The organism is Streptomyces viridiviolaceus, assembly GCF_014650995.1.
GTDB lineage: Bacteria > Actinomycetota > Actinomycetes > Streptomycetales > Streptomycetaceae > Streptomyces > Streptomyces viridiviolaceus.
Genome location: NZ_BMWA01000018.1, coordinates 1 through 18,668 on the forward strand (window position 1 = coordinate 1; position 18,668 = coordinate 18,668).

The window sequence follows — 18,668 nt, forward strand, 5'->3', positions numbered from 1 at the left end:
GGGCTCTGAAGGCTCTGGTGCTCACCGGCACCGATCCCGTCGCTCGAGACGTTGAAGTTCATCACTCTCAGCAGCTGGTCCACGTGTTTCCTCATCAGGTCCGGGCGCATCCTCGTTCGTCGGTGCGCTCACACCGGTACGTCGAACGGGACGCGGCCCGATCGACAGCGGCTCGTGAGTTTTTTTGACAGCGTGCCCGGCGTGAGCGTTCACGGGCGTCGACGCCGTGGTGCGTCGCGGAGCAGCACAGCCGGGCGGGGCGGGCTCCACCGCAGGCCCCTACTGCGGGCGGATTCCGCCCAGGAGGTTGTTCACCAGCGCGGCGACGAAGTCGTCGGTGACGGGCTCGTCGGGGATGAGCAGCCGGTGGTAGACGGCGCCCCAGAGCTGGTCGACGAGGACCTGCACGTCGATGTCGGCGCGGATCTGGCCGAGTTCCTGGGCCCGGTGAAGGCGTTCTCCGGCCAGCCGGCGCCGGTGTGATGAGTACAGCTTCCGGTAGGCGGTGGCCAGGTCCTCGTCCGTCTGCGACGCGCCGATCAGCTCGGCCAGTATGCGCCCGCCCGGGGTCCGGGTCATGACGTGCGCGAAGGCGCGGAGCTGGGTGAGCAGGTCGGCGCGGATGTCTCCGGTGTCGGGGAAGGCGAGCGTTTCCCGGACGGCGTGGAAGTAGCCGTCCAGGGCGAGCGCCCCTTTGGAGGGCCACCATTTGTAGAGGGTGGTCTTGCTGACGCCCGAGGCCCTGGCGACGCGTTCGAAGGTGAGGCCGGCGATGCCTTCGGCGAGCAGCAGGTCCCCCACGGTGCGCAGGACGTCCGCCCGGACCTCCTCGGCGGGCCTGCGCCCCCGCCCCCGGCCCTTGCCTTCCTGGGCAGCGGGACCGGCCGCCTTGTTCGCCACGTGTGCTCCTGCCTGGTGGTTGGGGGCGTGTCAGTCTAGGCGGGCGGCGCGGTCCGCCACCTGCCCGGCGTGCCGGGCCGCACCGGTGTCACGGCGTGATCCACAGGCCGGTGCCGTTGCGGGCTGTTGCCGCGGGTGCGGCAGGAGTCAGGCGAGGCCGCCGTTGGCGTAGAGGACCTGCCCGTTGACCCAGCGCGCGGGGCCGGCCAGGAACGAGACGACCTCGGCGATGTCCTCCGGCCGGCCCAGCCGCTCCAGCGGGGTCGCCCGGGCGAAGTCCGCGACGGCGGCGTCGTCCTTGCCGTCCAGGAACAGCGGGGTGGCGGTGGGGCCGGGCGCGACGGCGTTGACGGTGATGTCCCGGCCGCGCAGCTCGCGGGCCAGCACGAGGGTCAGCCCCTCCACCGCGGCCTTGCTGGCGACGTAGGCACCGTAGGCCGGCAGCTGGGTGCGGACCACCGAGGTCGAGAAGTTGACGATCGCACCGCCCGGGCGGAGGTTCCGCGCCGCCTGCTGGGCGACGACGAAGGTGCCGCGGATGTTCGTGCGGTGCATCCGGTCCAGGTCGTCGAGGTCGAACGTCGCGACCGGCGCCAGGATCATGATGCCGGCGGTGTTCACGACCACGTCGACGCCGCCGAAGGCCGACCCGACCGCGTCGAACGCCGCGCTCATCGCCGTCTCGTCGGCGACATCGCCTCCCACGGCGAGGGCCCTGCCGCCGGCCGCGGTGATCGCGGCCACGGTCTCCTCCGCCCTGGCCCTGTTCCCCGCGTACTGCACGGCGACCGCGAGACCGTCCCCGGCGAGCCGCTCGGCCACGACACGGCCGATGCCGCCCGAGCCGCCGGTGACCAGCGCGACGCGAGGGGTGGTGGTGCTCATGAGGGGTCTCCCTTCGACCGGCAACTTCAAATGAACGCCACGTCCATATAAGCATGAAAATGAACGGCGCGTCCATATGTGGCCCTGCCGGCTGCGCGGACCGCCCCCGCGTCCAGGACCGCAGCTGCTGCGCGGTGCCCTCCGGAGCGGCCGGCCGCTGCAGGGCCGGCAGCGGGGCGCCCGCGGCGCCCAGCGGAACGGCGCGTTCGTGCTCTCGTGCACGAACCGCCTGGCCCCGCTGCGCGGACAGGAGCCGGCCGCCGCCGGGTTCGCTGCGCCGCCGCGGCCGCGGACGAGCCGGGATCACGGCGGCCGGGGACTGCGCGGGGCATCGCGGGCGCGGGCCTGGCCGGCGGCGTGGCCGTGCGGCGGTCGCGGTCGGTGTGACCGGGTGCCTGCTCAGCCGGCCTCGGCCGCGAACGGCCCGCCGTCGCCGAACGCGAGCCGTGCGAAGTTCTCGCCGATGCGGCGGTGTCCTGCCGGGTCGGGGTGGACCTCGTCGGGCAGCGGGAATTCGGCGTAGTCCCGCTCGCCGTAGAGGTCGCGGCCGTCGAGGTAGTGCAGGTTCGGGTCGTCGGCCGCCCGCTGCTCGACGATCCGGGCGAGTTCGGCACGGATGACGTCGAGCGTCAGGCGCCCGGCGGCGCGTTCGGCGGGATCGCCCGTCGCCTTGAACCGCAGGGTGCCGCCGGCGAAGTCGGGCGCGAGCGGGCCGGGGGTGTCCTCCTGGATGGGGCACAGGAGGGGGGAGACGACCAGCAGCGGAGTGGCCGGATGCCCCTCGCGGATGGTGTCGAGGAAGCCGTGGACCGCGGGGGAGAAGGCGCGCAGGCGCATGACGTCGGCGTTGACGACATTGATGCCGACCTTGACGCTGATCAGGTCCGCGGGGGTGTCCCGCATCGCCCGGGCGGTAAACGGGTCGAGCAGCGCACTGCCGCCGAACCCCAGGTTGACCAGCTCCGCTCCGCCCCGGGCGGCTGCCAGGGCCGGCCAGACGGCGGTCGGATGCGCGGCGTTGGAGCCGTGGCTGATGGAACTGCCGTGGTGCAGCCACACCCTGCGCCCGCTGTGCGGCGCCTTCTCGACCGGGGCGTCGGTGCGCAGGGCGATCAGCTCGGTGATCTCCGTGTGCGGGAGCCAGATCTCGACGTCCTTGTCACCCGCCGGCAGGCCGGTGAACCGGGCCGTGCCGGCAGGCCCCTCCGTCAGTTCGAAGGACTGGGTGACCAGGTCGGTGATGGTGCGGACGTTGCCGCCGGGCACCGTGGCCTGGGCCGCCAGACGGCCGTCGACCAGCAGGTCGTACACGCCGTCCGCCGGGGCCGGCAATCCCCGGTGGACGCGCTTGGTGGGCAGCGTGTCCAGCTCGATCACGGTGGCCCGGGTGCGGAAGGCCAGCCGCACGCCGGAGGGCTGGGCCTCGGCCACGGCCAGCCGGCTGTCGGGGATCTGACGGCGCGCCCGGGCGGGCAGCCGGTGCGGCAGCAGACCGTGCGCGGTCGCTTCCACGTCGAGGTGCCCGCGCAGGATGTCCGCGGTGACCGGTGTGGTGATCGTGCCGTGCTCGGTGTTCATGGCCTCCGCCAGGTGGTCGGGGTTTGTCGGAAGGTTCGGCATCCGCGCAGGCGGCGCCGGGCCCCCGGGAGCTCGCGACCTCGACGCCCATGACCTGCCTCCACTCAACCGAAACAGATTAAGCATATGCCTAATACCTTTAGGCAAACTGCTTGCCGTTCATGGAAGTGGGGCGGCCGTGGACGCCCGGGTGCTCTCCAGCCTGCGCAGCGTCCGGGGGTGCGCTGCTGCTCTTCGCATCCGGGCAGCGCGGACTGGTCGTGCAGGCACTCGGCCGAGCACGGCGGCCCGAGCGTCACCGCAACCGGCACGGTCAGTGACGGGCGGGTGGTGAGGACGTACACGTGGACGACTGCCGCGAAGCGGACGCCGGCCCGATCGGCCGCCGTATCCGGCCCAGCACGGCCCGCCGGATACGGGCGCTCAGCCCCTCGAGCCGCCCGAGCGCGTCACCCGGCTGCACGGCAACGCCGCGTCGTTCCCGCAACCCCCGCCGGGCGGAGTGGAAGGACCCCGGGCCTTCGCCCGGCCCCGTGCCGCCGCCGGGCACGCCCGCGCCGCCTGCACGCCGCCGTCGCCGGCCCGCCCGCCTGCCGGCGCCTCGGTGCATCCCGCATTTCCCCGGCCCCGGCTGACACGCGTAACGCGACGGAGATGCGGACCTCTTGACTCCGTAACGCGGGGAGTGGATCGTACCCGGGCACCATCCGTACGTGTACACACCACTGAACCGGAGGCGCCCGTGTGCGACTTGCACGATCCCAACGAGCACAGCCATGAAGGCACCGTCACATCCGGGCTCAGCCGGCGTCAGATCGTGCAGTTGCTGGGCGCTGCGGGGATCGCCACCACGGCGGTGACCGCGACGGCCGACCCGGCGGTGGCGGCCACCGCCGACAGCACCGTCGGCGTCACCGAGGCGCAGGCCGCGGCGTACACACCCCCCGAGGGCCTCGCCGAGGACTCGGAGGCCAAGCGGACCGCGCTCGCCTGGATCGAGAAGAACGCCTCGCGGATCACGGGCCTCAACGACGAGATCTGGGAACACGCCGAACTGAGCCTGCGGGAGTGGAACTCCTCCCTCGCCCAGGCCGACTTCCTGCGCAAGGCCGGTTTCGACATCGAGTTCGGCACGGCCGGCTTCCCGACCGCGTTCACCGCCACCTTCCGGCGGGGCGAGGGCGGCCCGGTCATCGGGTTCAGCGGCGAGTACGACGCCCTGCCCGGCCTGTCGCAGAAGGCCGGCGCCGGGGAACACGACCCGAGGCAGTACGTCCACGACCCCTTCGCCCCGGGATACGGCCCCGGCCACGGCTGCGGCCACTGCGCGCTGGGGACCGCGGCCGCCGCCGCGGCCGCCGCCGTCGCGGAGGCGGCCCGGCGCCACCGCCTCGACGTGACCGTCAAGTTCTTCGGCTCCACCGCCGAGGAACAGCTCATCGGCAAGACGTACGCGGTCAGCCAGGGCGTGTACGACGGCCTGGACGCGTTCCTGGACTGGCACCCCTCGACCGGCAACGCGACCGGCTGGGGCACGTCCAACGCGATGACCGCCATCACCTTCACCTTCCTCGGTGTCGCGGGCCACGGCGGCACCCCGCTGGGCAACAAGAGCGCGCTGGACGCGGCCGTCATGATGGCGTCCATGTCGGAGTTCCTCCGCGAGGAGAGCATGGGCCCCTCCGCCCGGCTGCACTGGGTGATCAACAACGGCGGCGACATACCGAACGTCACCCCGGAGATCGCGCAGATCTCGTACTACGTCCGGGAGGGCAGCGTCCAGCGGGTCGACTCCCTGCTGGAGAAGGTGATCGCCGTCTCCGAGGCCGCCGCCAAGGCCAGCCGCACCTCCGTGCAGCACAAGATCACGTCCGCCTGCTGGAACCAGCTCCCCTCCAAGGCGTTCGCCGAGCTGATGTACGACAACATGCGGCAGATCGGCCCGCCGGAGTTCTCCGCCGAGGCCCAGCGGCTGGCCAGGGAGCTGCAGAAGTCGCTGGGGCTGCCGCAGTCGGGCCTGCACGACAAGATCAGCGAGCTGGCCCCGCCCAACCCGGTCTTCCTCGGCGGCGGATCCACCGATGTCGCCGACATCAGCTGGCAGGTGCCCACCGTCTCCATGGGCGCGGCCCTGGCTCCCATCGGCACCAAGATGCACACCTGGTCCACCGCCTCGTGCGCGGGTTCGGCACCCGGCCACGCCGCGGTGCGGGCGGCCGCCAAGTACCTGGCGGCGACGGCCGTCGACCTGCTGGTGAAGCCGGAGCTGCTGCGCGGCCTGAAGGAGGAGTTCGACAAGCGGCGCGAGGGCGTGCAGTGGCAAACGGCTCTCCCGGAGGGCTACGAGCCGCCGATGTACGAGCCGCCCGCCTGGTTCCTGAAGCGGACCGGTCAGAGCTGGCCGCCGAAGAACATCACGTGGCCGCCCCGGCGGATCGTCAGCAAGGAGACGTTCTCCTCACTCGGCCCCGCGCTCCAGCCCCAGACCTGACAGGAGACACACCCGGTCGAACGGCTGCGGCGAGCGTTCGACCGGGTGCCGGGCCCGGCCAGGCACAGCACGGGGCGGCGCCCCTGAGCCCCCCGGGCAGGGCGGCACCATGGCCGCCGGTCCCCAGCCACAACGCACCGGCAGCCGCGCTCGACCGGCCTGCCGGCCGGGCCGCCCGGGTCCAGGGCCTCACGGATCTGCGTGCGGTGCTGCCGTGAGGCCGTCATGGACTGCCGGCGCAGCCGGGCGGGCGTCCGTCCCGGCCGGACGGTGCGAGGCGAAGACGGCGGCGAGCTCGTCGAGCAGACCCGCCGCGGCGGGGTGAGGGTCACGGCGTGCTGTGAGCGTGTAGATGCCGCGGGTCGGCGGGTCGGCCAGAGCCACCGTGGTGACGTCGGCCCGCAGCGCGCACGTCAGCACCCCGGGTATCAGCGCGATGGCGTGACCGGTCGCGACCAGGGCCAGCTTGCCGAGCAGATCGGCCGCGCCGAGGCCGATGCGGGCGCTGACGCCGGCGCGGGCGGCGTGCTGGCGCAGGAGCGCCGCCGAGCCGTCGTTGTCCTCGACCCATGTCTCGTCGGCCAGCGCCTGCATGGGCACCGGGCCGCGCCCGGCCCGCGGATGACCGGCGGGCAGGACGACGACCATGTCGTCCAGCCCGAGGAACCGGCGTTCGACCCGCGGGTCTTGGGGCAGCCCCGGCGGTGCATCGGTGACGACGGCGACATCGAGATCGCCGGCCGTCACACGGGTGTGCAGTTGGGCGCTCAGCCCCGGCAGCAGGCTCCACCGGAGGGATCCGGACCGCTTCAACAGGCCCCGGATGGCCTCCGGGACGATCCCCGAGGCGAGCGAGGGCGTCGCACCCACGGCCAGCGGCCGGCCCAGCGCCCCCTCACGCGCTTCCCGCACGGCACGCACCGCACGGTCGGCCTCGTTGAGCGTGGCCAGGGCGTGGCGCCGGAACACCTCGCCGACAGCCGTCGGACGCACCCCGCGCGCATGGCGCTCCACCAGCGGCACGCCGAGCTGCCGCTCCAGGCCGGCGATCTGCCGGGAGACGGCCGACTGCGTGTGGTTCAGCTCGGCGGCCGCAGCCGACAGCGACCCCAGCCGGCACACGGTCACGAAGGTGCGCCACACCGTCAGTTCCATGGCGCCAGTATGCCCAGCCGGTATGCGGGCCCCGCAGGGCTGCCCTGCGAAATCTGCGCTTGTCGCAGCCTTCGCGGTGCACCACGCTGACCGGCATGACCACACCGCACACGATCGCCGTCCTCGGCTTGGGGCGCATGGGCAGCGCGATCGCGACCCGCCTCACCGCCCAGGACCTGGACGTCGTCGGCTGGACACGCTCGGGGCGCACCTCAAGCACCCACGAGACGGCCGGCGACGTACGGCAGGCAGTTGCGAAGGCCGGCCTCGTGCTCCTGGCGCTGTCCGACGGCCCGGCCTGCCGCCAGGTCCTCGACGACGTCCGTGACTCGCTGCGGACGGACACCATCGTGCTGAACACCAGCACCATCGCCCCCGCTGAAGCGGCCGGGCTGGCCCGCCGACTCGGCCCGTCCTACATCCACGCGCCCCTGCTCGGCTCCGTCCCCGCTGCCGCCGCCGGCGCCCTGCACATCCTCGCCGCCGCCGACCAGGACGTGCTCGAGCGAGTCCGGCCGGTGCTGGACACGCTGGGCACCGTGCGGAGCGTCGACGACGCCGCCACCGCCGCCGCGCTCAAGCTGATCGCCAACCACAGCCTCGCCGGCGCCGTCCTCGCCCTGCGCGACGCACTGCGGCACGCCGATGCCCTCGGCCTGCCCCGCGCCCAGGCGCTGGACGTCCTCGAACTCGGCGGGCTCGGCGGACTCGTGGCCCGCAAGCGGACCTTCCTCACCGGCCGGCCCGCCACTGCCACGGCCGAATTCACCATCGGTGCGCTGGCCAAGGACATGGCACTGCTGGCCGCCGCGTCCAACGCCCCCCTGCGCAGCACGGCCGGCCTGGCCGGCGCCGCTGCCGGCCCCGAGACCGACATCGCCGTCGCCGCCACGGTCCCCGCGGCCGACGACGCCGTACTCGAACCGCTCCGCGCCTACATCCGCGGTCACGCCACCGGCGACCCCGCCCACTTCCGCGACGCGTTCCTGCCCACCGCCCGCATCGAAGGAATCCGGGACGGCGCATTCGTCTCCTGGCCCCTGGACGAGTACTGCGCCCTCTTCCCCGGCCGGCCGGCCCCGGACGAGGCCACCCGCTCCCGCCGCATCGACACCCTCGGCGTCCACGGCACCGTCGCGACCGCGACCATGACGCTCTCGCACGGCGCGGACACCTTCACCGACACCTTCCTCCTGGTCCGTGCCGACGACAGCTGGCGCATCGCCAACAAGACCTATCACCGGCACCTCTGACACTCGCCGCAACCGCCTCTACAGCCCGTCCGCCACCCCCCGCACCACCCCCCACCCTGCACCCCGGAGCCGGCAGGCCAGGCTGCCCGCCGCTCCGGCTGGCCGAAGCCGCTGACGTGGGGTGGAGTGGAAAGGCGCAGTCGGCTCGCCTGACGGCGAGAGGGAAGGACAGACAGGTGACGGGAGAGGCGACCGGAAGAACCGACGGGGTCCTGGGCCGGATGCTGCGGGAAGTGCACCGCACAGCACCGGACGACCTTCCGGTGCTGCTGCGGCGCCACACCGCCGACCTGAACCTGAACAAGATCACTGTCTATGTGGCCGACGTGCAGCAACGCGTCCTGGTGGAAGTGGCCGAAACCCCGGGCGAGCCCCTGCGCCACCTGCTGATCGACGATTCGCTGGCCGGCTGGGCCTACCGCACGGTCTCTGCCCGCATCGAACCCCACGAATCCGGTGGGCTGATCCTCTGGCTGCCGATGCTCGACGGAGTCGAGCGCGTCGGCATGGTCGCCTTCCACGCCCCGGCCCTGGACGCCAGGACGCTGGAGGACTGCCACGCGCTGGCATCACTGATCACGCTGATCCTGCTGGACAAGAGCACCTACAGCGACACCCTCCGCCGCCTGCAACGCACCTCGGACATGCGGCTGCCGGCCGAGATGGTGTGGGCCTTCCTGCCGCCACGCACCATCGGCACCGACCTGATCACCTCCTCGGCGGTCCTGGAACCGGCCTACGACCTGGGAGGCGACTGCTTCGACCACGCCCTGTCCGGCGGGACCCTGCACGCCGCCGTCCTGGACGCCATGGGACACGACCTGGCCGCCGGCATCACCTCCTCGGTCGCACTGGCCGCCCTGCGCCACGCCCGCCACCACGCCACAGACCTGGCCGACACCGTCACGAACATCGACGCCACCCTCAGCGAGGTCTTCGCCGACCGGCACACCACCGGCATCCTCGCCCAGCTGGACACCACCACCGGCCACCTGACGTGGGCCAACTGCGGACACCCGCCGCCGCTGCTGATCAGGAACCGGGACCTCGTGCCCCACGCCCTGGAACGCGAACCCGAACCACCCCTGGGCATGGGAGCCCGCCTGCCCGGCATCAGGCGCACCATCCACCACGCCCAGCTCGAACCCGGTGACCGCGTCCTGCTGCACACCGACGGAGTGACCGAGGCCCGCTCCGCCGACGGCAGACTCTTCGGCGAGACCCGGTTCGCCGACTTCATCATCCGCGCCATCGCCGCCGGCGAACCCGCACCCGAAGCCCTGCGCCGCCTGGTCAACACCATCCTGGAACAGCAGGACAGCCGTCTGAGCGACGACGCCACCATCCTCATGCTCGAATGGCACCCGTTCCGCACCACCACCACCCGCCGCATCCTGCCCTGACCGGCGGGCCGGAGCCCCGTGCCGGACGAGGGCGGCGCCCGAAAACCGGTGGAACAGCGCCGCTGGGCGCCACTACCGTGCTGCCGGACCGAGTCGTCTGGCCAAGGACGTGCCGTTGTACACCCTGTGAGACCTCCCGAGCGCTGAATCGTCGCGCGTCGCACATGTGCGCCGCGCTCCTTCTTGCTGCGGACTTCTCACGGAAACCGGTGTACTTCTGTGCTCGAAAACTGGGTGGTCACGCCCACCTGCCTGCCGCTCGTTGTCCGCCGATGCCACGCGTGCGCGTCCGGGCGCTTTCGGACAGGCGGCAAATTCCGCGTCAACGCCAACCACAAGCTCATCGACGCCTGGCTCCTCGTGCTCTGCACCGCCTGCGGGCACACCGCCAGGCTCACGGTCCTGGAACGGGTCAACGTGCGCTCCGTACCACCTGAGCTGCTGGACCGGCTGCACGACAACGACCCCGCCCTGGCAGCGGAGCTGCTCCAGGATCCGCTCGTGCGGCGCCGTAACCGCATCGCCCTCGACTGGGCGGGCGCCTGGCGCCTGGACACCGGCGGACCGGACCACCCGGACCGCGAGGTCATCGACGTCTCCGTCCGCTTCGCGGCGCGGATCCCCGTCCGGCCGCTACGCCTGATCGCTGAAGGCTGCGGTCTTTCACGGGCCGAGACCGAGAAACTGATCACGGAGGGCAGACTCGTCTCGGCAGCCCGGCTGAACGGCACGCTCTCCGGCGACTTCACCTTCCTGCTCAAGCGCTGAACCCGCCCCGGGACGGGGCCTGTCCGGCGGACCGCCGGACAGGCCCCGTCCCGGGGCCGCAGCCCGGTCAATGGATCAGGGAGTTCGCAATGATGATCATCAGGCCGATCAGCATGTCCAGGCCTCCTGCCCGGCACGAGGACGGCCATCCGTGCCCGGCGCTGCGGGCGGCCGAGGTGCCCAGGCCGAACAAGGCGACGGTGTTGAACAGCAGGGCGGAGTCCACAGCCGTGGACTCCGCCCACCACCCGGCCACCGCGGCAAGCAGCATCCCCACCGTGGGCAGCACGGCGGCGACCAGCGGCCACTCGGCGAGCACCGACCGTAGTCTGCTGGTGGCCGCCCCGACGACGGACGCACGCTGGGCGATGACGTGGGCGTACCCATGCGCGGCACTCGACGCCAGCGCGGTGAGCACCACCCACAGCGCGTCCTGACCCGGATCGGCCTCCTCGCCCGACGGATCCAGCGCGGCCACCATGGCGCTGGCCAGCACCAGTCCGTAGATGCCGCTGAACATCCACTGCTCCGGCGGCCGGTGCCGCAAGACCCCCCTCGGCGCGGCGCCCTCGCGGCGGACGTGGTCGGCGTGGTCGGGCATCTGATCGCCTCGGTACGGAATGAGGGCAGGGTCCGCACATGCTCACCCGCGTGGCATGAAGGAACCCGACGCCACGCGGACGAGCACGACTCGCTGTGCCCTAAAAGAGGAGAAGGCAGGCCGAGTCGGCTGCCAACTCCGAGAGGTTGGCCGTCTGTGGCGGTGAATGGCCTGGTCCGGTCACACCGTGGTGCGTGCCGGTCGGCCGGACGGCGCAGCGGGCCGCACCACCGGACTGCGCCCGAAGGCACGCCGATGCGTGGGCGCAGGCCGGGGCGCGCCCGGCCGACGCGCCCCGACGGGCGGCGGGGCGGCGGGCCCGGCGGGCCGGCGAGGCGGGGGCACGGCCGGTGTCGTGCCTGGTGGCACGGGTGCCGAGGGCGCGGTGAGAGACGCCGGGGCAGGCCGCCGCCGGCCGTGCCCGGGCCGGCCGCGGGTGGTCCGGGCCGGATGCCCGGCCGGCGGCGTGACGCCACGTCAGGTTCCCGGCCCGGCCGCGGGGGTGCCGGAAGATGTTTATCCATCGCGGCTGAGGGGACAATGACCATAAGAGTTGGCCACCAACTTGGTCGAGTTGGCTGAAGTTGGTGCTCGGTTCTCCTGTCAGCCCAGGTGAACCACGCAGCCCGTAGCAGCGGGCTCGCTCCAGGGTCTGCGTCAGCAGGCCCTTCGGACCTGTGCGGCCCTGCGGGAAGTTGCCCGCAGGGCCGCAGTCGTACGGCCCGTACGCCCGTTGCGGCAGATGCGCCTGCTGCGCCTGCATGCTGTGTCCCTCACCCGCGTTCTGACGCCCTGCCAGCAGGGCATCTTCCGGGACACGGAACACGCAAGACGTGGCTGCTACCGCGTCGTTCCGCCGGTTCGACCCGTCTCACCTGGGCTGACACGAGAGGACACGACCATGAGGATGCGCCTGCCCGACGTACGGGGACCCGCCCCCGACCCGGCAACGCGGCACGACCGTGACGCGGTCGCCCGGCTGCCCGTGGCCAACGCCGTCGCTGCTGTCGTGATCACCATCGCTGCCCTGGCCGCGTCCATCACCGTGCTGCTGGTGATGCCGGGCCAGCTGGAAGCCCTGGGGACGGTGGTGGCCCTGGCCGGCTCGGGGTTCACCCTCGCGGCGAAGATCGCGGTCCCGCGGTCGGGCTGACAACCGGGGGGCCGGCCAGTTCGGCATCCCGGTCCGGCACCGGCGGCCGGGTCAGGCGCCTGGACGGGGGGCTCGCAGGTGCCGGCGCCGGGCCAGCTCTTCGTCGTCGACCAGGGTGAGCATGGGCCGGCCCGGTGCGCACAGCATGGTGACGAGGAAGCGGCTCCAGGAGTCCGTCCGGTTGTTCCCGTCCTGGTAGTGGATGACATCGCCGCCCGGCTCCCAGAACGTCTCCCCGGCCCGGATGATCCGCTCGGGCTCGCCTTCCAGCTCGAAGAGCATCTCGCCCTCCAGCATGTAGCCGAAAGCGGGTCCCGAGTGCCGGTGCGGAGGGGTGCCGGGGTCGCCGGGCGGATACTCGATGAGCACCGTCATCGCCTCCGCCCCCTCGGGCACGGACGGCGGTTTCGCCGACTGCAGCACGGTGAGCGCCGTCTTCCATGCTTCCGACCGCGGTCGGCTGCCCGCGCCGTCGGCGGCCGGCTCGTCGTTCGACATGGTGGTGCCTCCAGTGATGGGCCGGCCGGTTTCATCAGAGCCAGTCGGCGTAGCGGGTGGGAGCGATCCGGGCGCCGCCCTTGGCGGTGAGGACGTCACCGCGGACGGCGGCGAACATGCCGGCGTCGTCGTCGGTGACGACGGTGCGGCCGTCGCGACGCGCCTGCAGGGTGATCCGGCCGAGTTCGTCGAGGGGAAGACATCGGGCCCGGCAACGTTGAGAGTCCCGTTCAGCGGGGTGCCGGCAGCGACCTCGGCGACGATGTCGGAGATGTCCTGGGCGGCGATCGGCTGGACCGGGGTGGTGGGCAGGCGGACGGTGTCGCCCTCGGTGGTCCAGGACAGGACCGCGTCGATGAACTCCATGAACTGCGTGGCACGGACGATCGAGTAGGGGACCGGCCCGGCCTTGAGGATGTCTTCCTGGAGGACCTTGGCCCGGTAGTAGTCGAGGTCGGGCACCTGCTCCGCGCCGACGATCGAGAGGATGACGACGTGGCCCACCCCGCCCTTCCGGGCGGCGGCCAGGAGGTTGTCCATCGAGGTCTGGAAGAACGCCAGGGAGGCGTCGTCGAAGGTCGGGGAGTTCGTCAGGTTGACGACGACGTCGGCGCCGGCCACCGCCTCCGCCAGGCCCTGGCCGGTGATCACATCGACACCTGTCGACAGCGAGTGCGGCACGGCCTCGTGCCCCGCACCGTTCAGCTTCGTGACGACTTGCGACCCGATCAGGCCGGTACCGCCGAGGACTGCGAACTTCATGGGTCACCTTTCGCCGCGCACCACGTGGATCGTCACCCTGCACGGTCACCCGGCCCGCACCGCCGGCCACGGCGCATGACCGCGGGCGGGGCACCGGCCATGACCTCAGGGTGCTACCAAGCGGTGCGCGCCGCACGCCGCCCGCGGGGCAGGCGCACCCACGGGCGGCCTGCGCCGCGATGCTTACGGCACGTGCTTCGCCCCGCGACGCAGCCGGGTCACGGTCCCCGAGCCCGCGGCGCGGCCGCGGTGACGGACAGCGAAGGACTGGCCGACTTCCAGAGCGACGGGCCGTTCGAGAGTGACTGTCACCGCGGCCATGTGGAGCGGCTGCAGCGCGTCCGTCCCAGGAGGCAAGGTCACGACGCCGCGCACCGCTCCCGCGCGTACGCAGAAGTCGAGGCCCTCACCCGTGCGCACCTCCGAGCCGCCCTGATCCTCCGTCAGGAGTGCGACGTCCGCACCGAAGGCGACGTGGGCGCCGATCGAGCCCGGTGCTGCGAGCACCTGCCCCCGTACGACCGCTCCCGCCGCCGCACTGGGAAGCAGCAGCCCCACGTTCATGCCCGCCAACGCCTCCCCGGCGCGGGGACCGCACCCGTCGACACCGGTGACCCGGACGACCGCATCGCCGCCGAACCCGACGATCTCGACGCCGTCGCCGGTGCAGATGCGCCCGCGCTCGATCCGGCCGGTCGCCCGGACGATCCTGCCCCGGTTCGAAGAGAAGACATCCTCGACAGCCATCAGGAACGGCTTCTGCGCAGCATCCATCGATTCCCCGCCCCTTGGGCATCCGGCGTTCCCGGACACCCGAGCGAGACTAGCAACGGCCACACCTCCTCCCGGCTCACGCTGGGCAACCATCATGGGGCGCTGTGCCGGCGCAGGGCCCTTGGCCGGTCAGAGCGCCGACGGGGCGAACCGGCCGTCGCCGTGCTCGGTCAGGCGCCGCTCGCCTGACCGCGGGAAGGGTGACAGGCCCGACGGCGCCGGACGCGCGGGCGGGCCGGCTCACTCCTCCCGCTAGTGGCTCGTCAGGCAGCCTTGGCCGGGTGATCGACCTGCTGTTCGGCGGCCAGCAGACTGTCTCCAAGTCCTGATCTCGAAGGTGGTCGTGGGACGTCGACCCCTGTAGGAGTGCGCTGGTCGACGGATCAGGAAGGCGCAAGGGGCAGCAGAGCGTGGCCCTCGCAGCGCGGACGGGGTGCACTACCGCAGCGTGCTTCCAACATCAGCGGGAGGCACCAGTGGGCGCCCGGTTGAAGCTCGCGCGATAGGCCGTGGGAGTGAGTCCAACCCGGCCGACCATGTGCTTGCGCAGGGAGTCCGCGCTGCCCAGACCGCTCTTCCCGGCTACCTGATCCATGGGCAGCTCGGTGGTCTCCAGGAGCTCTCTGGCCCGGTCGATGCGCCGGTGCAGCAGCCATTGGAGCGGGCTCAGTCCAGTCTCTGCGTGGAAGCGCCGGGTGAGGGTGCGCACGCTCGTCTTGGCATGATTGGCCAAGTCGGTCAGGGTGAGCGGGCGATCAAGGTGTTCGAGCGCCCAGACGCGAGTGGGGGCGAGTGAAGTGCCGCGCTCCGGCGGCAGCGGGGTCTCGATGAACTGGGACTGGCCGCCCGGCCGTACGGGAGGGACGACCGCGAGCCGCGCGGCCGCGTTGGCGGCCGACGCGCCGTAGTCGACCCTGACCAGATGCAGGCACAGGTCGATGGCGGCCGCGGCGCCCGCCGAGGTGAAGATGCCACCGTCCTCGACGAAGAGGAGGTCGGGCTGTACATCGATGGACGGAAATCGGGTAGCGAGGTCGTCGGCCAGTCCCCAGTGGGTAGTGGCGCGGAGCCCGTCGAGCAGGCCGGCCTGGGCCAATACGAATGCACCCGTACACAGGGAGGCGATTCGTGCGCCGGTAGCTGCGGCCTTCCGTAGGGCGTCAAGGACCTCCGTGGGAGCCTGCTCGCCGCCGCTGCCGACGGCGAGCACCGTGTCGGCGCCCTCCATCGCGTCCAGGCCGTCCGGCACCACGATGTCGGGGCCGCCGACGGTCGGCGTGGGGCCGGGCCGCGCCGTACAGACATGCACGTCGTAGTGCTCGACGTTGTTGAACACCATGAGCGGGATCGAGACGTCGAAGCTCAGTACGGGCGGCACGATGACTGCGGCGACGCGATGCATGGCCAGATCCTCCGGATGCTTGGCATTGTGGCCACTATTCCACGAAGCCGTAGAGCGGCACCGTTGTCGGCATGAAATCTCATGTGATCGTGGGTCGTGGGGCCGCTGCGTCGAAGACCGCTCTTCTTCTTGCCGAAGACGGTGAGCGGGTGCGAATGATCAGCCGGACGGGCGGCGGGCCTGACCACCCGCTCATCGACAAGGTCGCTGCGGACGCGACCGACACCGATCGGCTCACCGAGCTGACAGAGGGGGCGGACACGCTGTTCACGACCGCCGCGCCGCCGTACCACCTCTGGCCCGAGCAGTTCCCGGTCTTGTCCGCGTCGCTCCTCAGCACGGCGAGGCGGACCGGGGTCGCGTACGTCATGCTCGGCAACCTTTACGCCTATGGGCCGGTGAGCGGGCCGATCACGCCGGACTTCCCCCTGACGGCGACCGGTCCCAAGGGGAAGACCAGAGCGCGGGTTTGGGAGGAGGCCGCCGCCTCAGGGGTGAACGTCACCGAGGTGCGGGCCGCCCAGTTCTACGGCGCCGGCGCTGTCTCGGTGTTCAGCCTCATGGTGCAGCGGCAGGTCATGGAAGGCAGGCTGGTCCTGGTGCCGCAAGAACTCGACGTGCCACACAGTTACTCGGCGATCGGCGACACCGCACGCACGCTGGTTGCCGCGAGCCGCAACGAGCAGGCGTACGGCCGTGCCTGGCACGTACCCACCTCGACCCTGTCGGTGCGGGAACTGGCCGGGCGACTCGCCGACCTCGCGGGTGCACCGAAACCGCGGATGGAAGAAATGACCGAACGCGACCTGACCATGCTGGCGTTCACCGAGCCGTTCTGGGCGGAAATGCACGAAGTACTTACCAAGCCCGGCCACCCGTTTGTCATCGACTACTCCGAGACCGAGAAGATCCTCGGCGTGAGCGTCACCCCGGTGAACGACGTGCTCGGGGAAGTGATCTAGCGGCTCGTCATGCGGCCTTGGCCGGATATTCGGTCCATGAACGGATCGGTGAGTCGGGTGCGAAGTTGGTCTTCGGCTTGGCGTGGGTGTTACGCCAGCGGACGTAGGCGGCGATGACGGCGTTCTGCTCGTCGTGTCTGCGGTGGTCGGTGCCGCTGAGTGCGAAGTAGCGCAGGGCTGCGAACTCGGCCTCGATCCAGTTCGGCCAGGATCCATAGGTCGGCAGGAAGACCAGCTCGATGTCGTTGTCGGCTGCCCAGGCGCGGACCTTGGCGTGCTTGTGGGGGGAGAAGTTGTCCAGCACCACGTACAGCTTCTGACCGGGCCAGCGGTCGCGCAGGGCCTTGAGGAGATCGAGGAGCTCCTGCCAGCGCTTGCGCGGGCGAATGCGGTAGTGGAGCTTGCCGGTGGCCAGGTCGAGGGCGGCGAGCACGTGCATCACGCCGTGGTGGCGGTTGCAGGTGGCCCGCAGCCTGCGCGGACGCCTCACCGGACCCCACGCCTTGCCCTTGCGCGGCCTCAGGTTCAGCGGCCCGAACTCGTCGACGCAGATCACCCGTCCTTCGGCGGGCGGGGTGTCGTACAGAGCAAGGATGCGGTGCATCTTGGCGATGAAGTCCGGGTCGGTGGACGCCTTCCACGTGGTGGTGGTCTTCCAGGAGACCCTGCCAGCCCGCAGGATCCGGCGCAGGGTCTCCCGGCTGATCGCCACAGTCACCTTCTGCTCGACCAGGTGCTCGGCGAGCTTGCTCAGGCTCCAGGTGGAGAACGTGGTGATCCTCCAGTCGGCGGGGGACGTCCGGGCGATCAGGCAGATGTGCTCACGCACCTCGTCACTGATCGTCCTGGGGCGTCCCCCGCTCCCTTTCGGGCCCAGAGCATCGAACCCCCGCTCGTTGAAGGCGCGGATGACATCGCGGACGTAGTCCTCGCCGACCTGCATCAGCGTGGTGATGTCCTTGACAGTCTGACCCTGCGCGGACATCAGCACCCCCGATCGCCCGGCGGAGTTTGACCGACGTCCTTCCCGGTCCGGCTGATCCGCTGCAGCTTCCGGCCTTCCTCCATGCTGACCGGCCGGACGAACACACTGGGCCGACGTCCCACGACCACCTCCAAGATCAGGTCTCGGAGACAGTCTGCTGCCCAACGACCAGCAGGCCGATTACCCGGCCAAGGCTGCCTGACGAGCCACTAGCAGAACCTGGCTATCGCGGCGTCCGCTCCCGCCTTGAAGCCCCTCTCGAAGTTGGGGTCCGGAGCGGTCGCGGCCTGCGGAAGCTGCGCCTGGCAGGTCTGCCTGGCGGCGGCGAAGCCCGCCTGGAAGCCTCTCGTGAACTGATCCTCACCTTGCTTCTGTTCGGCCTGCTTGACCGTGCCGCAGCGCAGCCTCGGACCGCCCTGCTCCTGCATGGTCACAGGCCCGCCCGAGGACCCGACCGAAAGGGAGCCCTGGAGTCCTCCGTCAGCGCCGGCCGTCTGCGTCACTGTCAGGCCGCCCTGCCGGATCGTCACGGACGCCCCTGGTGTGAGCCCCTGCCCGACGACATTGAACGAGGAACTGTTGGCGCTCTGCGTCACGTGGCAGGTGGCCGACGGTGCGACCGCCTGGGCGGAACCGGCCGTGAAGGGCACCGAGCCCAGTGCCAGCGACGACACCGCCAGGGGTGCCAATGCGGCGAGGCGAATACGTCCGTTCACTGTTCTGCCTTCCCTTCAAGGACATGAGGGGACCGCATGCAGGGCTGAGGGGTTTCGAACGCGCGGACAGGCACCCAGGCGCGGTTCGGCGGCCTGAGCGGCGCAGTCTCACGATGAAGCCGGGAGAGCCCCGGCGGCCTCCTGATACGGGCCCCGAATCCGATGACAGCCACCGCTCGACCAGGGGTGGCCTGACATGCCCCTCCATGCTCTCGCTGCCGTACCTGCCTGTCCACTTGGGGTGGATCAGGAAGAAGCCATGCCGACACCGTGGCCCGGACCGGGACCCCCTTGTCACCGCGCACCGCGGCGACTGCTCAGGCCCGGGCGAGCGGCGGCCTGCCGCGACGAGGGCCGGGCGCTCGGGGCGTTGTGTCAGCAG

Annotated in this window: 16 protein-coding genes and 2 pseudogenes; 6 read left to right on the plus strand and 12 right to left on the minus strand. The window is 71.6% G+C overall.

The genetic code is table 11. The annotated features are described in order from the left end of the window. From IE260_RS41890 to IE260_RS25340, 4 genes and pseudogenes are all read right to left on the minus strand, one after another. Nucleotides 1–83 (minus strand): annotated as a pseudogene (locus IE260_RS41890) (dihydrofolate reductase family protein); the annotation flags it as partial. 196 nt (nt 84–279) lie between these two features. Further along, nucleotides 280–900 (minus strand): TetR/AcrR family transcriptional regulator, encoded by a 621-nt coding sequence (locus tag IE260_RS25330; RefSeq protein WP_189875713.1) that lies wholly within the window; start codon nt 898–900, stop codon nt 280–282. Between the two features lie 147 nt (nt 901–1,047). Next, nucleotides 1,048–1,785 (minus strand): SDR family oxidoreductase, encoded by a 738-nt coding sequence (locus IE260_RS25335; RefSeq protein ID WP_189875714.1) that lies wholly within the window; start codon nt 1,783–1,785, stop codon nt 1,048–1,050. 399 nt (nt 1,786–2,184) lie between these two features. Further along, nucleotides 2,185–3,363, minus strand: a complete 1,179-nt coding sequence (locus IE260_RS25340) for a GDSL-type esterase/lipase family protein (protein WP_189875716.1) — start codon at nt 3,361–3,363, stop codon at nt 2,185–2,187. 742 nt (nt 3,364–4,105) lie between these two features. Between IE260_RS25340 and IE260_RS25345 the strand changes: the two genes are divergently transcribed. After that, nucleotides 4,106–5,854, plus strand: coding sequence for an amidohydrolase (locus IE260_RS25345; protein WP_189875718.1), 1,749 nt, complete (start codon nt 4,106–4,108; stop codon nt 5,852–5,854). Between the two features lie 189 nt (nt 5,855–6,043). Here IE260_RS25345 and IE260_RS25350 read toward each other — a convergent pair whose 3' ends face one another. Then, nucleotides 6,044–7,009: a LysR family transcriptional regulator gene (locus IE260_RS25350; protein ID WP_189875720.1), complete on the minus strand. Its 966-nt coding sequence runs from the start codon at nt 7,007–7,009 to the stop codon at nt 6,044–6,046. A gap of 95 nt (nt 7,010–7,104) precedes the next feature. Here IE260_RS25350 and IE260_RS25355 point away from each other — a divergent pair, with 95 nt between their 5' ends. The 3 genes from IE260_RS25355 to IE260_RS25365 all read left to right on the plus strand — a co-directional run bounded on the left by IE260_RS25355 (nt 7,105) and on the right by IE260_RS25365 (nt 10,433). Further along, the gene (locus tag IE260_RS25355) at nt 7,105–8,262 is read left to right on the plus strand and encodes a nuclear transport factor 2 family protein (protein WP_189875722.1); all 1,158 of its coding nucleotides are present in this window, start codon (nt 7,105–7,107) and stop codon (nt 8,260–8,262) included. A 176-nt stretch (nt 8,263–8,438) separates the two neighbouring features. Next, nucleotides 8,439–9,665: a PP2C family protein-serine/threonine phosphatase gene (locus tag IE260_RS25360; RefSeq protein WP_229881225.1), complete on the plus strand. Its 1,227-nt coding sequence runs from the start codon at nt 8,439–8,441 to the stop codon at nt 9,663–9,665. A 219-nt stretch (nt 9,666–9,884) separates the two neighbouring features. Beyond that, nucleotides 9,885–10,433, plus strand: a complete 549-nt coding sequence (locus tag IE260_RS25365) for a DUF1062 domain-containing protein (RefSeq protein ID WP_189875724.1) — start codon at nt 9,885–9,887, stop codon at nt 10,431–10,433. A 67-nt stretch (nt 10,434–10,500) separates the two neighbouring features. Here the strand turns inward: IE260_RS25365 and IE260_RS25370 are convergent, their stop codons facing one another. Next, nucleotides 10,501–11,034, minus strand: a complete 534-nt coding sequence (locus IE260_RS25370; RefSeq protein ID WP_189875726.1) for a hypothetical protein — start codon at nt 11,032–11,034, stop codon at nt 10,501–10,503. A 901-nt stretch (nt 11,035–11,935) separates the two neighbouring features. Here IE260_RS25370 and IE260_RS25375 point away from each other — a divergent pair. Further along, on the plus strand, nt 11,936–12,187 hold the full coding sequence (locus IE260_RS25375; RefSeq protein WP_189875728.1) for a hypothetical protein: 252 nt from the start codon (nt 11,936–11,938) through the stop codon (nt 12,185–12,187). A gap of 51 nt (nt 12,188–12,238) precedes the next feature. Here IE260_RS25375 and IE260_RS25380 read toward each other — a convergent pair whose 3' ends face one another. The 4 genes and pseudogenes from IE260_RS25380 to IE260_RS25395 all read right to left on the minus strand — a co-directional run bounded on the left by IE260_RS25380 (nt 12,239) and on the right by IE260_RS25395 (nt 15,623). Beyond that, nucleotides 12,239–12,685 (minus strand): cupin domain-containing protein, encoded by a 447-nt coding sequence (locus IE260_RS25380; protein ID WP_189875730.1) that lies wholly within the window; start codon nt 12,683–12,685, stop codon nt 12,239–12,241. Between the two features lie 34 nt (nt 12,686–12,719). Next, a pseudogene (locus tag IE260_RS25385) lies at nt 12,720–13,447 on the minus strand (SDR family oxidoreductase). 183 nt (nt 13,448–13,630) lie between these two features. Beyond that, entirely contained in the window at nt 13,631–14,221 is a 591-nt protein-coding gene (locus tag IE260_RS25390) for an EF-Tu C-terminal domain-related protein (protein WP_189875732.1), read from the minus strand. Nucleotides 14,222–14,681: 460 nt separating this feature from the next. Continuing rightward, nucleotides 14,682–15,623 (minus strand): GlxA family transcriptional regulator, encoded by a 942-nt coding sequence (locus tag IE260_RS25395; RefSeq protein ID WP_189875734.1) that lies wholly within the window; start codon nt 15,621–15,623, stop codon nt 14,682–14,684. An 89-nt stretch (nt 15,624–15,712) separates the two neighbouring features. Here IE260_RS25395 and IE260_RS25400 point away from each other — a divergent pair, with 89 nt between their 5' ends. Next, the gene (locus IE260_RS25400) at nt 15,713–16,585 is read left to right on the plus strand and encodes an NAD-dependent epimerase/dehydratase family protein (RefSeq protein ID WP_229881228.1); all 873 of its coding nucleotides are present in this window, start codon (nt 15,713–15,715) and stop codon (nt 16,583–16,585) included. A 7-nt stretch (nt 16,586–16,592) separates the two neighbouring features. Here the strand turns inward: IE260_RS25400 and IE260_RS25405 are convergent, their stop codons facing one another. Then, the gene (locus IE260_RS25405) at nt 16,593–17,570 is read right to left on the minus strand and encodes an IS630 family transposase (protein WP_229881230.1); all 978 of its coding nucleotides are present in this window, start codon (nt 17,568–17,570) and stop codon (nt 16,593–16,595) included. Nucleotides 17,571–17,779: 209 nt separating this feature from the next. Then, entirely contained in the window at nt 17,780–18,286 is a 507-nt protein-coding gene (locus tag IE260_RS25410; protein WP_189875738.1) for a hypothetical protein, read from the minus strand. Between the last annotated feature and the right edge of the window lie 382 nt (nt 18,287–18,668).

What these genes read in the sequence shown, in the direction of transcription:
- IE260_RS25335 (WP_189875714.1), bottom strand. Translation starts at nt 1,785, where the DNA reads ATGAGCACCACCACCCCTCGCGTCGCGCTGGTCACCGGCGGCTCGGGC.
- IE260_RS25340 (WP_189875716.1), bottom strand. Translation starts at nt 3,363, where the DNA reads ATGAACACCGAGCACGGCACGATCACCACACCGGTCACCGCGGACATC.
- IE260_RS25350 (WP_189875720.1), bottom strand. Translation starts at nt 7,009, where the DNA reads ATGGAACTGACGGTGTGGCGCACCTTCGTGACCGTGTGCCGGCTGGGG.
- IE260_RS25355 (WP_189875722.1), top strand. Translation starts at nt 7,105, where the DNA reads ATGACCACACCGCACACGATCGCCGTCCTCGGCTTGGGGCGCATGGGC.
- IE260_RS25370 (WP_189875726.1), bottom strand. Translation starts at nt 11,034, where the DNA reads ATGCCCGACCACGCCGACCACGTCCGCCGCGAGGGCGCCGCGCCGAGG.
- IE260_RS25375 (WP_189875728.1), top strand. Translation starts at nt 11,936, where the DNA reads ATGAGGATGCGCCTGCCCGACGTACGGGGACCCGCCCCCGACCCGGCA.
- IE260_RS25380 (WP_189875730.1), bottom strand. Translation starts at nt 12,685, where the DNA reads ATGTCGAACGACGAGCCGGCCGCCGACGGCGCGGGCAGCCGACCGCGG.
- IE260_RS25390 (WP_189875732.1), bottom strand. Translation starts at nt 14,221, where the DNA reads ATGGATGCTGCGCAGAAGCCGTTCCTGATGGCTGTCGAGGATGTCTTC.
- IE260_RS25395 (WP_189875734.1), bottom strand. Translation starts at nt 15,623, where the DNA reads ATGCATCGCGTCGCCGCAGTCATCGTGCCGCCCGTACTGAGCTTCGAC.
- IE260_RS25405 (WP_229881230.1), bottom strand. Translation starts at nt 17,570, where the DNA reads ATGTCCGCGCAGGGTCAGACTGTCAAGGACATCACCACGCTGATGCAG.